The sequence below is a fragment of the Aquimarina sp. MMG015 genome, assembly GCF_018100855.1.
Classification (GTDB): Bacteria; Bacteroidota; Bacteroidia; order Flavobacteriales; family Flavobacteriaceae; genus Aquimarina; species Aquimarina latercula.
Map to the genome: position 1 here is coordinate 154,598 of NZ_JAGJEB010000002.1, position 15,375 is coordinate 169,972.

Genomic DNA, 15,375 nt, shown 5'->3' on the forward strand with positions numbered 1-15,375 from the left:
CACTAACAACAAATCAACTAATGAAAACTATAACTGTTTTTACACCAACCTATAACAGAGCTTACTGTTTACATAAGTGCTATGAGAGTTTAATCAAGCAATCTAACCAGGATTTTGTTTGGTTAATTATTGATGATGGTTCAACTGACGATACAGAAACTTTGGTAGCTTCTTGGATCAAGGAAAGAAAAATTGATATACAATATCATTATCAAGAGAATCAAGGAATGCATGGTGGTCATAATGCGGCATATAGATTAACTGAAACTACATTAAATGTATGTGTTGATAGTGATGATTGTATAGGTGAGGAAGCTATAGAAAAGATTCTTGTTGCTTGGGAAAAGATAAAAGATAAACCAGAATTTGCTGGATTGGTAGGATTAGATGCTGATCACACAGGAAAATTAATTGGGACTAAAATTCCTGAGCATATAAAAGAAACTACACTATATGATTTATATAATGTACACAAAGTGCTTGGAGATAAGAAGTTAGTGTATCGAACCGAGGTTGTAAAGAAATATCCGCCGTATCCTATTTTCGAAGGAGAACGTTTTGTTCCTCTAGGGTACTTATATCAATTAATAGATCAAGATTATAAATTACTACCTATTAATGAGGTATTATGCGAGGTAGAATATATGCAAGATGGATCTAGTATGAATATCTTAAAACAATATAGAAGACATCCTAAAGGTTTTGCTTTTTCTAGAAAGAGTAGAATGAAACTAGCAGAAAACTTTAAAGATCAATTTAAGAATGCAATTCATTATGTATCGAGTGCAATTTTTACAAAAAATGGATCTTTTATTAGTGAATCTCCAAAAAAATTGACTACCGTTTTAGCAATACCATTTGGAATACTATTAAACCTATATATACGATATAAAACAAAAGGAGAATTCTAATGGGGGCAATACGTGTTTTGCAAGTTTTTACGATCATGAATAGAGGAGGAGCAGAATCCATGATCATGAATTACTATAGAAAGATTGATAAGGATAAAATACAGTTTGATTTTTTAGTACATAGAAAAGAAAAAGCTGCTTTTGATGAAGAAATTGAGGGTCTAGGAGGTAAAATTTATAGATTTGATCCTATAAATCCACTTTTCCCAGGAGACTATTACCAAAAGCTTAGATTGTTTTTTAAAGAACATAAAGAGTATGATATTGTCCATTCTCACTTAAATACTTTTAGTTGTTTTCCTCTTAAAATAGCTAAAGAATTCGATATCCCTTGCAGAATTGCCCATGCACATATTGCAATTGATGATGTTAGTTTTATGTCATTATTTTCCAATAAGGAAAGTAAAAAAGAAACTTTTAAGAAATTAATCAAACTTCAGCTAAAAAAGAAGGTAAAGAAAGATGCTACTCATCTATTTTCCTGTGGCGACAAAGCTGGGAGATGGTTATTTGGGGATAGTACTTCATTTATTACCATGAATAATGCTATTGATACAGAAAAGTTTGCCCATAATTCTACTGTAGCGAATAAATATAAGGAAGATTTTAATTTAAAGAATCGTTTGGTAATTGGTCATGTAGGGCGTTTTGCAAGTCAAAAAAACCATGCTTTTTTGTTAAAGATTTTCTCAGCCCTATTGAATGAAAAAGCAGATTGTGATTTGGTTATGATAGGGGATGGTCCTCTAAGAAAAGTAATGGAAAAAGAAGCAGAGAATTTAGGGATTAAGAATAATGTACATTTTTTAGGAGTGCGAGCAGATGTTCCGGAATTATTTCAAATGTTTGATGTGTTCGTTTTTCCGTCTTTTTATGAAGGATTGCCGGTTACATTGATTGAGGCACAAGCTGCAGGAATCAAAGTTTTTGCTTCGGATAGTATTACTACAGAAGTTAGCCTTACCGATGATATAGAATTTTTGTCTATTGATAAACCTGCGGAATATTGGGCCGGAAAAATAATCGAGACGGATGCTTCCAAAAAGAATGACAATATAGAAAAAATAGTAGAAGGAGATTATGACATCGTTTCGAATACTAAAAAAATTCATGAATTTTATAAAGAACAAGTAAGACGGTAGTTATGGGAAAGTTGCAAGAGAAAATTTATAATAATTTGCCTTATCCATTTAAGTTTATATTACTCAATATTAAGGCTTTTCAAAATTCTAAACAGCGATATACAAAAGAGTTTGATGCGTTCTTAAAAGAGTATGTTGATTTGTGGAAAGCGGATAGTAAAACAATAGATGCATATCAAAAGAATAGATTAGTTCTCTTATTATCCGAAGCTTTTAAGTACTCTGATTGGTATAGCGAAAAAATGAAGGAATTAGGAATAACACTTAAGGATATAGAGGAGAATCCTTACAATGCTCTTAAGCAAATGCCGATTCTTACCAAAGCAGAACGTAAAAAGAATCCAGATGTTTTGGTTAATAAAAGCCGAAATACTGATGGTGTTGGTTATACCAGCGGAACATCAGGCGCTCCTACCATTAATTATTTAGATAAGGAATCAATCAATAGATCATTTGCCTTATGGAGAAGATTTCATAAAGCGATTGGTCTAGAAACAAAGAGAGTGAAACAAGTTAGGTTTTCTGGAAGGTTAATTGTAAAACCAGATTCTAAAAAACCGCCATTTTGGGTATATAATTATTTCGAGAATCAACTACTAATGTCTACATATCATTTAACAGATGATAATTTAGGTCATTATGTAAAAAAACTAAATCGTTTTAAACCTATTTTGTTAGATGGATATCCATCTGCTATTTATATTATTAGTAGGTTCATTAATAAGAATAATTTGACATTAAACTTCACTCCAAAAGCTATTGCAGTTACGGCAGAAACATTGTATGATTATCAACGACTGGAGATCGAGAAGGCATTTAATTGCCACGTATATAATCAATACGCTTCTAGCGAAGGTAGTCCTTTTATTACAGAATGTACGCAAGGTAATTTGCATTTAAATACAGATTCGGGAATTTTTGAGTTTATAAATAATAAAGGAGAAAAAGCGAAGGCTGGAGAAGTTGCTCAATTAGTAGTTACGAGTTTTACAAATCTTAAAACACCTTTGATTCGATATAATATAGAAGATACAGTGCTACTTTCTGATGAAGGTAAGACGTGTAACTGTGGATGTCTAATGCCTATGATAGAAAAATTGACTGGTAGAGAAGATGATATATTGTGGACAAAAGAAAAAGGATATGTTGGTAGAATGGATACAGCGTATAAAGGCTTAGAAGGAATAGTGAAAAGTCAAATTGTACAGGAAAGTCCTAATGAGATTATAGTTAATTTGATTGCTGATGAAAAATTTGATGAACAAATGAAGCAAAAACTTATATACAATATGAAGGATAGGTTAGGTGAAACTATAAACTATCAAATACATGTTGTAAATGATATTCCACTAGGACCAAATGGAAAATTTGATGCGGTAAAAAGAAATTTTACAATAGAGATTTAAAAGAACTTGTTTAAATCATGTATTTTAATTCTTTTGATTTTTTGATATTTCTTCCAATTGTTTTTGTTGCTTATTGGCTCTTCCAAAAAGGCAAACTTCAATTTCAAAATATAATATTACTTGTTTCAAGTTATATTTTTTATGGTTGGTGGGATTATAGATTTTTAGCATTAATTGCTTTAAGTACTTTAGTAGATTATTTGGTTGGTATCAGAATTAGTCTCTGTGATACTCAAAAATTAAGAAAAAGGTGGCTTTTAGTAAGTGTTATTTTTAATTTAGGTGTATTATCATTTTTTAAATATTGTCACTTTTTTATTGATTCTTGGATTGACTTATGTAGTTCTATAGGGTATGATATACAAGACGTTACAACCTTAAGCATTATTCTTCCGGTTGGTATTTCTTTTTATACTTTTCAAACAATGTCCTACACCATTGATATTTATAGAGATAAACTAGGACCTACAAGAGACTTTATATCCTTTGCGGCTTTTGTTTCGTTTTTTCCACAGTTAGTGGCTGGACCAATCGAAAGAGCTACACATTTGTTACCGCAGTTTTTAGAGAAAAGAAAATATACAAGAGAGTCAATTTCTTATGGAATAAAACTAATTATATGGGGTTTTTTCTTAAAACTAGTAGTTGCCGATAGAACCGCTATTTATGTAAACTCTGTTTATAATAATGTAGAGTATCATGATGGTTTAAGTTTAGTTTTTGCAACTATTTTATTTGCGTTTCAAATTTATGGAGATTTTGCAGGGTATTCTTTAATAGCAATAGGAACTGCAAAACTTTTTGGATTTGATTTAATGACAAATTTTAAAAGACCTTATTTTTCTACATCTATACACGAATTTTGGAATAGGTGGCACATTTCTTTATCTACTTGGTTTCGTGATTATTTATATATACCCTTAGGGGGGAATCGTGTTGGTAGATACCGTTGGTTTTTTAATTTGTTCATTACATTTTTAATAAGTGGTCTATGGCATGGAGCTAAGTGGACATTTGTTATTTGGGGAGCAATTAATGGAATTTACTTGATCATAGAAATACTTTGCAATGGTAAAAGGAGAAAAGGAGTTTTTAATGTAATAAGTACTTTTTGTTTTATAAGTTTTGCTTGGATTTTTTTTAGAGCTAATAGTGTTGGTGATGCTTTTTATATTATTAATAAAATTTTTACTAAACCAGGTAAGTTATATATTGGTAGTGGTGATGATATAGCAGCCTCTATATATGCTGTATTAGCTATCTTTTTATTAGTTATAATTGAACTTAAAAGAGAATATTGGAACAATAATACATTCGTAGCGGTTATTACAAAAAGTGAATTTGGTAGGATGTTTATATATGCAACCTTAATATATTTAATTCTTTATTTAGGTGTTTTCGGACATAGTCAATTTATTTATTTTCAATTTTAAGCATTCATTTATGAAAGAATACAGTTCTATATTTTTAAAAATCATAAAGTTTGTCATAATTATTTTGATTGTAGATGTGCTTCTAGGAATTGTTAGTAATCAAATATTCTTTTTGCAAGAAACTGGTAAATATGCCAGAGCTAATCACACAATCTATGAAACAGAAGCAGAAGTATTGATTTTTGGAAGTTCGCATGCGCATAGGCATTATGTGCCTGAAGTTTTGGAGAAACAATTACATACTACAGCTTATAACGCTGGTGCAGAAGGACAACAATTGTTATATCATTTAGCAATGCAAGAAATGCTTCTAAAACGTAGTACTCCTGATTTATTTATTCTTAATATAGATGAAGATTTTTTGTATTCTTCTGATATTGCTTATGATCGACTTAATGACTTACATCCTTATTACAGCGAGTTTAAGGACGAACTAAGACCAATATTTAGATTAAATTCTAAATTTATTGATGTAGAGATGTTTTTTAAATCATATTTATTAAACTCTACAATCATTCATATACTTCGATACTATGTATCTCCTCAATTAGATTATAAAGGGTATAGACCTCTTCATGGTATAACGCGTAATAATCAGATTAAAAACGATTTAAATAACATTGATGATCAGAGTAAAGAAATTGATGAGAACTTTGTTTTTGCTTTAAAAGAGTTTATCGATAATTCAAAATCTAATAAGGTCGATTTAGTTTTTGTAATTTCTCCAGCATTAAGAAAGATACGTTCTAATAATAAGTCTTTAGCATTAATTAATAAAATTGCTGATAAAGAGGAGATACGTGTATTAGACTTCTCTGAGGATAAAAATTTTAATAATCAATTAGATTTGTTTCATGATCCATCACACCTCAATGATAAAGGAGCAAGGTACTTTACAAAACTTGTTTCTGAACGTATAAATCAACAAAATAGCATGGATAATTAAAAAAAAGGGATGTCAAATATGACATCCCTTTTTACTTATTTATATACAAAAGGTTAATTCTTATCTAGTAGCACATGTATTACCACTTAAAACTATCGCGTTAGGAGTATCCGAGTTGTTATTAATACAGTCGAATCTTTCAGCTCCTGAAGGTTCTAAAATATTATTATTAGTAATAGAAACGTCAGAATGTGATCCATATAATCTTATTCCATCACTATCGTTAGGATCTATTTTAGTATTTGAAGAGATATCAATATTGGCAGAAGTTCCTAATTCAATACCACCTGTTACTTCATTATTCTTAAATGTAATACCATTGGCATTATTGATAGTAATCTTTTTAGAATTCAAGAATTTATTTCCTTCAAAAGAAATTGTATATCCATTAGATTCCGTAGTATTATTAAATCCTGTAAGGAACAAGTGAAATCCACCAGCTGTAACTTCATTTTCATTAATACTAGTGTTATTTACAAAAGTATTTGTAGCACTAATTCCAGTTCCATTAACATTGATAATATTATTGTTAAACATAGAATCCGAAGTATCTTTTAATTGAATTCCAATTTCACCATTGGTTATTGTGTTGTCATGAACATTAATGTCATTGGTATCTGTTGCAATTCCTATCGCATACCCTACAATGCTATTATTAGCTATTTCGTTATCAAAAACTGTTTCACTATGACTACCAGCGGCAAAAATTGCAAACCTTTCTGCAGCAGCAGCAGAGGCATTAAATCTGTTATTTGTAATTTTAGTACCAGAGGCTAATGAGATAATACATCTAGTTTCTATATCATTATCATCAATTGTGATATCTTGGCCAATAGTTGCAGCAGTAAAACCAACTCTACTATTGATTTCTGTATTTCTTGTAATAAGAATATCAAAAGCTCTTTCATTTTCCATAAGAACACCATTATCATCTCTAGTTCTAAAAGCTTCTATATTAATAGCGTACCCAACTTCGCCACCATCAGATCCAGACATTGGCTGACCTACATTGGTAAAGGTGTTTCCTTCAATAAGAATATCACTACCATCAGTAAGAGCAATACCCATTCTTCTGATATTTGTAAAAGAACAATTGATAACCTTGATACCATATGTTGGAACATAATCAGGGTTAAATCTAAAACCTAAAGAATAAATTGCAAGAGCACCTTTCGAACCTTCTACAAAATTAACACCATCTATGGTTACATTTCTTCCTGAATGAACATGAAGAAGGTGGGTTCCTTCTAATCCTACATCTTGAGGAGAATAAATACGATCATTTCTATCACCAATGATATTTCCTCCAGAGATTGTAACGTTGTCAGAATCTCTGACAGCTATTACAGTTCCATTTTCTATACCTCCCGCAGCAGGGAACTGACGTAAATTTGTATTGTTAGACATTTTTAAATGAAAGTCAGATGGTACATTAATAGCTTCTACAGAAGCATAAAAATTCTGATCTGCTGTAGTACTAGTTACTTTAGTAGTTTCAAAAAATGCATCAAAAACGTTGGTTTCAAAAGTTGTTCCACCCATTTCCTTGATACGGATCATTAAATTTTCGAACTCGGCAGTGTTTTTTAATGCAATGTCAGATGTAGTCTGTCCTTGCACAATATTTCCCCATCTAGTTGCTGTAAACTTAAATACTGGATCTTTAAGGTTTACATTACCTTCAGTTCCTAATTTAGAATTTAAAAGTCTACCATCAATAGTTCCTCCAGAGAAAATTAGAGTACCATTAAAAATATCACCACCATCAAAGTCAAACGTTACATTAGGCGGTAAATTAATAGTTTGTCCTTCTAAATCTAACAAGCAGTCAATTGTTACTGTAGAGTTGGCAGCTAGGCCAGATAGATCAAAATCACAAAGAGTGTCCGAGATAATCTCGTCATCTTCCTCTTCTTCTTGATCATCGTCTTCGTCCTCAATAACTTCTTCGTCTTCAGAAATTACATCTTCGATGTTTTCCGTACTACAAGCAAAGAAGCTTATAGTGAATACAATTAATAGAAAATAGGGTAACTTTTTCATTTTGGTTGGGGGGTGTTTCTGGTTTTTAATTTCATTTTTAACGGAGTTTCATCGATACTATTGTGCATTATGTCGAAAAAAAATGTTAAAATTTACAAATCTTAAATAATTGATAATTAAACAATTAAAGTGTTGTGGGTTTACCGTAATTTATTTCGATATCAATATCAAAATCTGATTTGAAATTAGAAAAAGTTATGTAGTTACTGATGGAGGGTGTGTGAGTCATAAATTTAATGGGTTTATTCCCCAATAAAAGGAGTGTGATTGTAAGTTTTTTCTTTCTTTTTTGTTGTGAATTAAATCTTTGAATCTAAATTGTTTTCCAATATATATATAATATGTATGTTAAAAAAGAATATAAATAAAAACTTTAATAGCCTGTTATATCTATATATTTGCACCGAAAACATACATTTTTAATATACAAGTGAAAAATAAGGGTAAAATTATTCGTGTAACCACTGTTCCTAGGTCTCTAGGAGGATTACTTCAGGGACAACTAAAGTTTATGTCACAATATTATGAAGTGATAGGTGTTTCTAGCAAGGATGAAAATATTTTAGATAGAGTAGCGAAACAAGAAGGAATAGAGGTAATTCCTATTGAAATGACTCGTAAAATCACTCCTATTCAGGATCTAAAAGCGGTTTATAAATTGTACAAAGTTTTTAGAAAAGAAAAGCCTGATATTGTTCATAGTCATACTCCTAAAGCTGGTACGCTATCTATGTTGGCAGCAAGATTGGCTGGAGTTAAACATAGATTACATACTATTGCTGGATTACCATTGTTAGAAGCAACAGGTTCTAAAAGATTGTTATTAGATACGGTAGAAAAAATGACCTACGCCTGTGCAACAATGATATATCCTAATTCTTTTGGTCTTAATGATATCATTTTAGAAAATAAATATACCGGAGCAAAAAAATTAAAGGTAATTGGAGAGGGAAGCTCTAATGGTATAGATACATCTCATTTTGATCCTTCGAAATATACAGATCAAGATAACGCAAAATTACGTAAAGAGCTTGGTATTGATGAGAAGGATTTTGTTTTTGTATTTGTTGGAAGATTTGTAAAAGATAAAGGGATTAATGAGTTGATTACTTCTTTTATGAAGTTAAATACCGAAAATAAGCAAACAAAATTATTGCTTGTAGGAACGTATGAGAGAGATCTTGATCCACTATTACCAGAAACAGAAAATGAGATAGATAATAATCCTAATATTATTTCTGTTGGTTGGCAAAATGATGTTAGACCGTTTTTTTCGATATCTGATGCTTTAGCATTTCCCAGTTATAGAGAGGGTTTTCCTAATGTTGTCATGCAAGCGGGATCTATGGGGTTACCGAGTGTTGTTACCAATATCAACGGTTGTAACGAAATTGTTTCAGAAGGTGTAAATGGTACTATTATACCAGTTAAAAGTTCTGAAGCGCTTTATGGCTCCATGAAGAAGTTTGCATCTGACAAAAAATATGCTGATGAGTTGTCCTTGAAAGCAAGGGACATGATATGCCAACGATATGAACGAAAACATGTTTGGAACGCAATTTTAGAAGAATATCGACAATTGTAGTTTGTTTTTTCTTTAGTTTTTAGAAACAATTTCTTATTTTACCCAAAACAAGAAAAGTAAATAACATCGTCATAATTTAGATTGATAAAATATAGTATTACCCACAATATGTTTTATCTTAATTTCATTTTTTGTACACACAATATCAATATGTGACTTTGATTATTTCGGGGCTTTATTCATAAAGAGTACGTATAGAATATGAGAGTTAACGAAAAGATTAGGAATATTTCTTTTTGGATAGTTGATTTTGTTTCTGGTGGAAAAATTAGAAGACATTATCTTGATATCAAAGATAGTATAGAGAATCCTTCAAAAAAGCCCATAATTGATAAACAATCAAAGTTTTTGCAAGATGTATTAAATCATGCTGTTACATCTACTGTGTTTTATAAGGATATCATTCCAGAAAACCTTGAGAATTTTCCTGTGGTTAATAAAGAAATTGTAAGATCTTCTTATCAGAAAATTCAATCCCAAAAACATAAGAATAGTAAGAAAATAGGGGTGTCTACTAGTGGGTCTACTGGAGCCTCTTTTACGGTATATCAGGATATTAATAAAAAAGCTAGAAATACCGCTGATATCATTTATTTTTCTGAGTTGTGTGGGTTTAATATTGGATATAAACTGTTCTATTTGCGTTTTTGGAATATGTTTAAAAAGAAAAATAAACTAGCATCTTTTTTTCAAAATATTACTCCAATTGATGTATTTGATTTATCATCGGACTCTATTAAGGATTTGGTTAATGTTTTAAAGAACGATAAATCAAATAAAGGAATGTTAGGGTATGCGTCATCATTTGATAAAATATGTAAGTATTTAGATACTATAAATTCTACTCCGATTCATTGTAAATTAAGATCTGTAATAGGAATGTCTGAACGTTTAGATCCATTAACTAAAAAGTCAATGAAAAAATATTTTGATGTTGATATGGTATCTAGATATTCTAATGCAGAAAATGGAATGATTGCGCAACAACCTTCCCAGAAAGAATATTTTATCATTAACTGGGCAAGTTATTATGTAGAAATTTTAGATTTCAATAATGATACTAGAGTAACGCCTGGTACATTAGGAAGAATTGTAATTACAGACTTATTTAATTATGATACCCCTATGATTCGATATGATACCGGAGATATTGGTATTATGAATTATATAGAAGATCAGAAGGTTACAAGATCGGTCTTGACTAAAGTAGAAGGGAGAAAGATGGATATGATACGTAGTACATCTGGAGAGATATTATCCACAAGTATTCTTTTGGTTATTAATAAGTACAAAGAAGTTAAGCAAAGACAAATTATCCAGAAGACAGCAGATCAATATCTTATAAAATTAAAAACTGAAAATAATGTTTTTGAAAAAGAAAATGAGTTTATAAAGGAGTTTAAAGAATATCTAGGAGAAGATGCATTGATAAAATTAGAATATGTTTCAGAAATCCCTTTATTAAATTCGGGTAAACAAAGAGCTATTGTTAATGAATTCAGTGCTTAAAGAGCCTGCAAAATTTAAACATAAGCACGAATTGTTTTTTATCAAAAAGTAGTTAATTTAAGTTAAAAAAGTAAAATATACATTGTATATTTGCCAGCGATTCTAACGATAGAATTATAGATATGATGATCACTGCATTCCCCCTGACAGCCATTTATCGTTTATCTATTTTATTTCCCCCGTTTTTTAAGTATAACAGTATGACATGGAATTTTTTCCATGATTTTTATTGTAGTCATTTTTAACTAGAAAAAGGTGTATAGGTATTTTTTTAAAAGAGTTTTTGATTTTAGTATTTCTTTGATGCTATTGATATGTATAGGGCCTATATTTTTAGTGTTGATAATATTTCTTGCAATAGCAAATAATGGAAAACCATTTTTTGTACAAAAACGTCCCGGTAAATCTGAAAAAATATTTAGTATCATTAAGTTTAAAACAATGAATGATCTAAAGGATAATGAAGGTAATTTATTGCCAGATAATGAAAGAATGACGACTGTAGGTACTTTTGTAAGGAAAACATCACTGGATGAAATTCCACAGCTGATTAATGTGTTAAAAGGTGACATGTCATTAATTGGTCCTAGACCTTTGATTATTGAGTATTTACCAGTTTATAATGAAACACAGAAAAAAAGACATAATGTAAGACCTGGTATAACAGGTTGGGCACAGGTTAACGGTAGAAATTCCATTACTTGGAAAAAGAAGTTCGAATATGATGTTTGGTATGTAGAGAATTGTAGTTTTTTGTTTGATCTAAAGATATTAGGTCTAACTTTAAAAAAAGTATTGAAAAAAGAAGATGTTAATTTGTCAAAAGAATTAACGTCAGAATGGTTTGATGGAACTAACTAGTTATATTATACTAATAAAAAAATGAGTAAGGATTTACAAGTAATAGGTTTAACAAAAAAAATGTTAAGCGAAGCTATTGATAATAATACTTATTGGAAAAATGATCTCGCGCCATTACCCAAAAGTAAGGCATTATGGTTAGTTGCTAACAATAGAATTCAGGAGGATGATTATTGTGGTGTAATAGGGTATGAAGGAGATAAGATGATTTCTTTTATATTTATGTTTCCTGATTTATTGAATGTAAAGAATGGAGATCCTAAAAAAGTATATTGGATGATTTCCTGGTGGGTTCATAAGTCATATAAGAATACCGTATTAGGAACTTATATCTATAATGAAGCCGTAAACCTAACGGGTAAACAGGTTTTGATTAAATCATATGCGGAGAATGTTACTACATTTTATGAGAAGCAACCTTTTAAAGTAATTGCTTCGAGATTAAGGCATACTATATTTTTTAGTTTAGATGCTTCTATGTTAATCGGAAGATTTAAGTTTTTAAAATCGTTTAAATTTATACTAAATAGGTTTGATAGTTTCACTGGATGGATGATTAGATTATTAAATACATCAAAATTCAAAAATAATGTACAGAATCTTTTTTATGAATATGTAAATCAAATAGATGATGAAACTTGGAGCTTTATACAACCTCTTCTGGATAATGATTTGATCTATAAGAGTAAAGAATATGTGAACTGGCAGATTGATGCAAATCAATACTTACAGTCTCCAGTACCTGAAAGACATCCTCATAAATCGTTACAAACAGGTATTAGTAATAATATTTATCTTCATAATTTAAAAATTGTTAGAGGAGAAGAAATTATTGGTTTTTTATCATATGTAATTAATTATAATGAGTTTAATATAAAGTACTTTCTTGTTAAGAATGAAGATAATTATGATGCTTGCGTAGACGCATTGATGGAAAACTTTGTAAAACAAAAAAGAACATTCATATTCACGGATGATACCAAATTATCTGATACGATTACAAAAAGATATAATACAATTTTTACGCATAAAGTGACTAAAAAAGGATTAGCGCATAATGATACAAAAATAGACTCAGAGAATTTTTCGATGTTAAACCGAGATGGACATTTTTATTAAACCAATTAGCATAACCGACTACAGATGGAATTCGTAAAACAATTACAAGAATCAATAGAAAAACACGCAGATCACAATGTTTTATGTATCAATGGTGTTTTCTATACGTATAGAGATTTTGCTTTAGAAATATCTAAAATAAGATTAGCTGTTGCAAGTGAGATTGAGGATTCAGAAAAGCTTATAGGTTTAGTTACTAATGATGATCTTCAAACATATGCAAGTATAATAGCGCTGTGGTTAGAAGGTAAAGCTTATGTACCTGTAAATCCAGAAGTTCCTTTTGAAAGAAATTCAAAAGTTTTTGAACTTACAGAGACTAAGTTTGTTTTAGATTCATCCGAAAGTTCGGTGTATAATGATTATCAGGTTATTGCTTCTAATCAATTAAATGATGCCGAAATTGATTTAAAGCCTAAGGAGTTTTCTGGTGATCAATTAGCATATATTTTATTCACTTCCGGAACTACAGGTTTGCCTAAAGGCGTTCCAATAACGTTTAATAATGTTCAGGCGTTGGTCGGAGCAATTGATGCAGAACCAACATTTAATTTAGTTCCATCGGATAGATGTTTACAGATGTTCGAACTTACTTTTGATTTTTCAGTTGTAACATATCTGTTTCCGCTACTTGCTGGATCTTGCATGTATACGATTCCTAAAGGTGCCATTAAATATTTCTATATTTTTAAGTTAATTAATGAACAAAAACTTACGGTGCTTACAATGGTTCCGTCTATAATTAATTATTTGCGACCATATTTTGGAGAGATAAATGCTCCTGATGTTAGGTATTGTAGTTTTGGAGGAGGAGCTTTACATAGTGATATAGCAAAAGAATGGAGTAATTGTCTTCCGAATTGTAAAATATTTAATTATTATGGTCCTACCGAGTTTACCGTGTATAGTGGATTTTATCCATACCATAAGGAAACAGACACGAAGTCTCATAATGGAATAATAGCCATTGGTACTCCACAAAAAGATACATTGTATCTTGTAGTGGATGAAAAAAATGAAGAAGTTGCGATAGGTGAGACTGGAGAACTATGTTTGGGTGGACCACAGATTACACCTGGATATTGGAAAAATGAAGAACGAAATGCACAAAGTTTTTTTACTAGAAATGAAAACGGAAATAGTATAAGATATTATAAAACCGGAGACTTGTGCTTAAAAGATGAGGATGGAGACTTTTTATATGTGGGAAGAGCAGATTTTCAGGTAAAAATAAGAGGTTATAGAGTAGAACTTGCAGAAATTGAGTTTCATGCGAAGTATAAATCAGAGAAAAAAGTGAATATGGTAGCGCTAGATATAACCAATTCTCTTGGTAATGCAGAGCTTGGAATTGCTATTGAGTCCGAAGAGTTCGATATTGAATATATTTTTGATTATATGAAATCAAAAATGCCATCCTACATGATACCTATGCACGTGAGGTTTATAAAAGAATTTCCTCATAGTATTAATGGAAAGATTGATAGAAAAGAATTAAAAAAACATTTTAATATAAATTAAACAATTAAAGCAACTAATTGATGAGTAGAGAAGAGATTTTATCTAAGGTAAAAACGGCATTTGTTTCTGTATTAGAACATGAAAATTTCCAACTTTCTAATGAAACTACAGCAAATGATGTAGATGGATGGGAATCTATTACACATATGATGATCATAACCGAAGTAGAAAAAACATTTGATATAAAATTTAAGTTAATGGACTTAATGAATATGAATAATGTTGGAGATTTGCTTAATAGTATCGAGTCCGAATTACAAGCGTAAATTAATATGTATAATTCATTTATAAAACGTTTTATAGACTTTACACTTTGTTTTGTAGGTGTTCTCATGCTATCACCGTTAATATTGGTTTTAATTATATTATTAATGATAGCTAATAATGGTAAGCCGTTTTTTTTTCAATCAAGACCTGGTAAAAATGAAAAAATTTTCAAGATTATTAAGTTTAAAAGTATGAATGATAAAAAGGATGAACATGGAGAATTATTGCCTTTTCAAGATAGGATTACAAAAACAGGTAAGTTTATAAGAAAATATTCTTTAGATGAAATACCTCAATTATTTAATGTGATCAAAGGTGATATGAGTTTAATAGGACCTAGACCACTTTTAGTAAAATATTTACCGCTATATAACGATTTTCAGAAAAAAAGACATGACGTACGACCAGGTATAACTGGATGGGCACAAGTAAATGGACGAAACGCGATTTCATGGGATGAGAAATTTAAGCTAGATGTTTGGTATACTGAGAATAGAAGCTTTAAACTTGATTTAAAGATTATTTTTATGACAGCAAAGAAAGTTCTGTTCAAGGAAGATATAAACAGCGGAGAAAATGTAAATATGCCTACTTTTACAGGTAACAATTAACCAAAAGGATTAAAAAACCAC

General features: G+C 30.3%; 13 protein-coding genes. 12 read left to right on the plus strand and 1 reads right to left on the minus strand.

The window, feature by feature from the left end:
• The first annotated feature begins 20 nt into the window (after window positions 1–20).
• Genes J8L88_RS03985 through J8L88_RS04005 form a run of 5 tightly spaced genes read left to right on the plus strand, consistent with a single transcriptional unit; the run spans window position 21 to window position 5,838 of the window.
• Complete coding sequence (locus J8L88_RS03985; protein WP_118386071.1) at window positions 21–911, plus strand: glycosyltransferase family A protein; 891 nt, start codon at window positions 21–23, stop codon at window positions 909–911.
• A complete protein-coding gene (locus J8L88_RS03990) occupies window positions 911–2,053 on the plus strand; it encodes a glycosyltransferase family 1 protein (protein ID WP_211060020.1) in 1,143 nt (380 codons plus the stop codon). Before J8L88_RS03985 ends, J8L88_RS03990 begins: the two co-directional genes overlap by 1 nt.
• Before the next feature lie 2 nt (window positions 2,054–2,055).
• The gene (locus tag J8L88_RS03995; RefSeq protein ID WP_211060021.1) at window positions 2,056–3,459 is read left to right on the plus strand and encodes a phenylacetate--CoA ligase family protein; all 1,404 of its coding nucleotides are present in this window, start codon (window positions 2,056–2,058) and stop codon (window positions 3,457–3,459) included.
• Between the two features lie 17 nt (window positions 3,460–3,476).
• Window positions 3,477–4,892, plus strand: a complete 1,416-nt coding sequence (locus tag J8L88_RS04000; protein ID WP_118386077.1) for an MBOAT family protein — start codon at window positions 3,477–3,479, stop codon at window positions 4,890–4,892.
• A gap of 10 nt (window positions 4,893–4,902) precedes the next feature.
• On the plus strand, window positions 4,903–5,838 hold the full coding sequence (locus tag J8L88_RS04005) for a hypothetical protein (RefSeq protein ID WP_211060022.1): 936 nt from the start codon (window positions 4,903–4,905) through the stop codon (window positions 5,836–5,838).
• Window positions 5,839–5,898: 60 nt separating this feature from the next.
• On the opposite strand, the gene J8L88_RS04010 is transcribed toward J8L88_RS04005, so the two are convergent.
• Window positions 5,899–7,881, minus strand: coding sequence for a right-handed parallel beta-helix repeat-containing protein (locus J8L88_RS04010; protein WP_211060023.1), 1,983 nt, complete (start codon window positions 7,879–7,881; stop codon window positions 5,899–5,901).
• Between the two features lie 430 nt (window positions 7,882–8,311).
• On the opposite strand from J8L88_RS04010, the gene J8L88_RS04015 reads away from it, so the two are divergent.
• The 7 genes from J8L88_RS04015 to J8L88_RS04045 all read left to right on the plus strand — a co-directional run bounded on the left by J8L88_RS04015 (window position 8,312) and on the right by J8L88_RS04045 (window position 15,354).
• Window positions 8,312–9,466, plus strand: a complete 1,155-nt coding sequence (locus J8L88_RS04015) for a glycosyltransferase family 4 protein (protein WP_371813615.1) — start codon at window positions 8,312–8,314, stop codon at window positions 9,464–9,466.
• Between the two features lie 201 nt (window positions 9,467–9,667).
• Window positions 9,668–10,975, plus strand: a complete 1,308-nt coding sequence (locus J8L88_RS04020) for a phenylacetate--CoA ligase family protein (protein ID WP_027391615.1) — start codon at window positions 9,668–9,670, stop codon at window positions 10,973–10,975.
• A gap of 255 nt (window positions 10,976–11,230) precedes the next feature.
• The gene (locus J8L88_RS04025; RefSeq protein ID WP_027391614.1) at window positions 11,231–11,836 is read left to right on the plus strand and encodes a sugar transferase; all 606 of its coding nucleotides are present in this window, start codon (window positions 11,231–11,233) and stop codon (window positions 11,834–11,836) included.
• Between the two features lie 21 nt (window positions 11,837–11,857).
• On the plus strand, window positions 11,858–12,955 hold the full coding sequence (locus J8L88_RS04030; protein WP_211060024.1) for a hypothetical protein: 1,098 nt from the start codon (window positions 11,858–11,860) through the stop codon (window positions 12,953–12,955).
• Between the two features lie 24 nt (window positions 12,956–12,979).
• Window positions 12,980–14,476, plus strand: a complete 1,497-nt coding sequence (locus tag J8L88_RS04035) for an AMP-binding protein (protein WP_211060025.1) — start codon at window positions 12,980–12,982, stop codon at window positions 14,474–14,476.
• Between the two features lie 20 nt (window positions 14,477–14,496).
• Window positions 14,497–14,742 carry an acyl carrier protein gene (locus tag J8L88_RS04040; RefSeq protein ID WP_027391611.1) on the plus strand — a complete coding sequence of 82 codons (246 nt, stop codon included), beginning with the start codon at window positions 14,497–14,499 and terminating at the stop codon, window positions 14,740–14,742.
• A 6-nt stretch (window positions 14,743–14,748) separates the two neighbouring features.
• Window positions 14,749–15,354, plus strand: a complete 606-nt coding sequence (locus J8L88_RS04045; protein WP_211060026.1) for a sugar transferase — start codon at window positions 14,749–14,751, stop codon at window positions 15,352–15,354.
• Window positions 15,355–15,375: the final 21 nt, after the last annotated feature.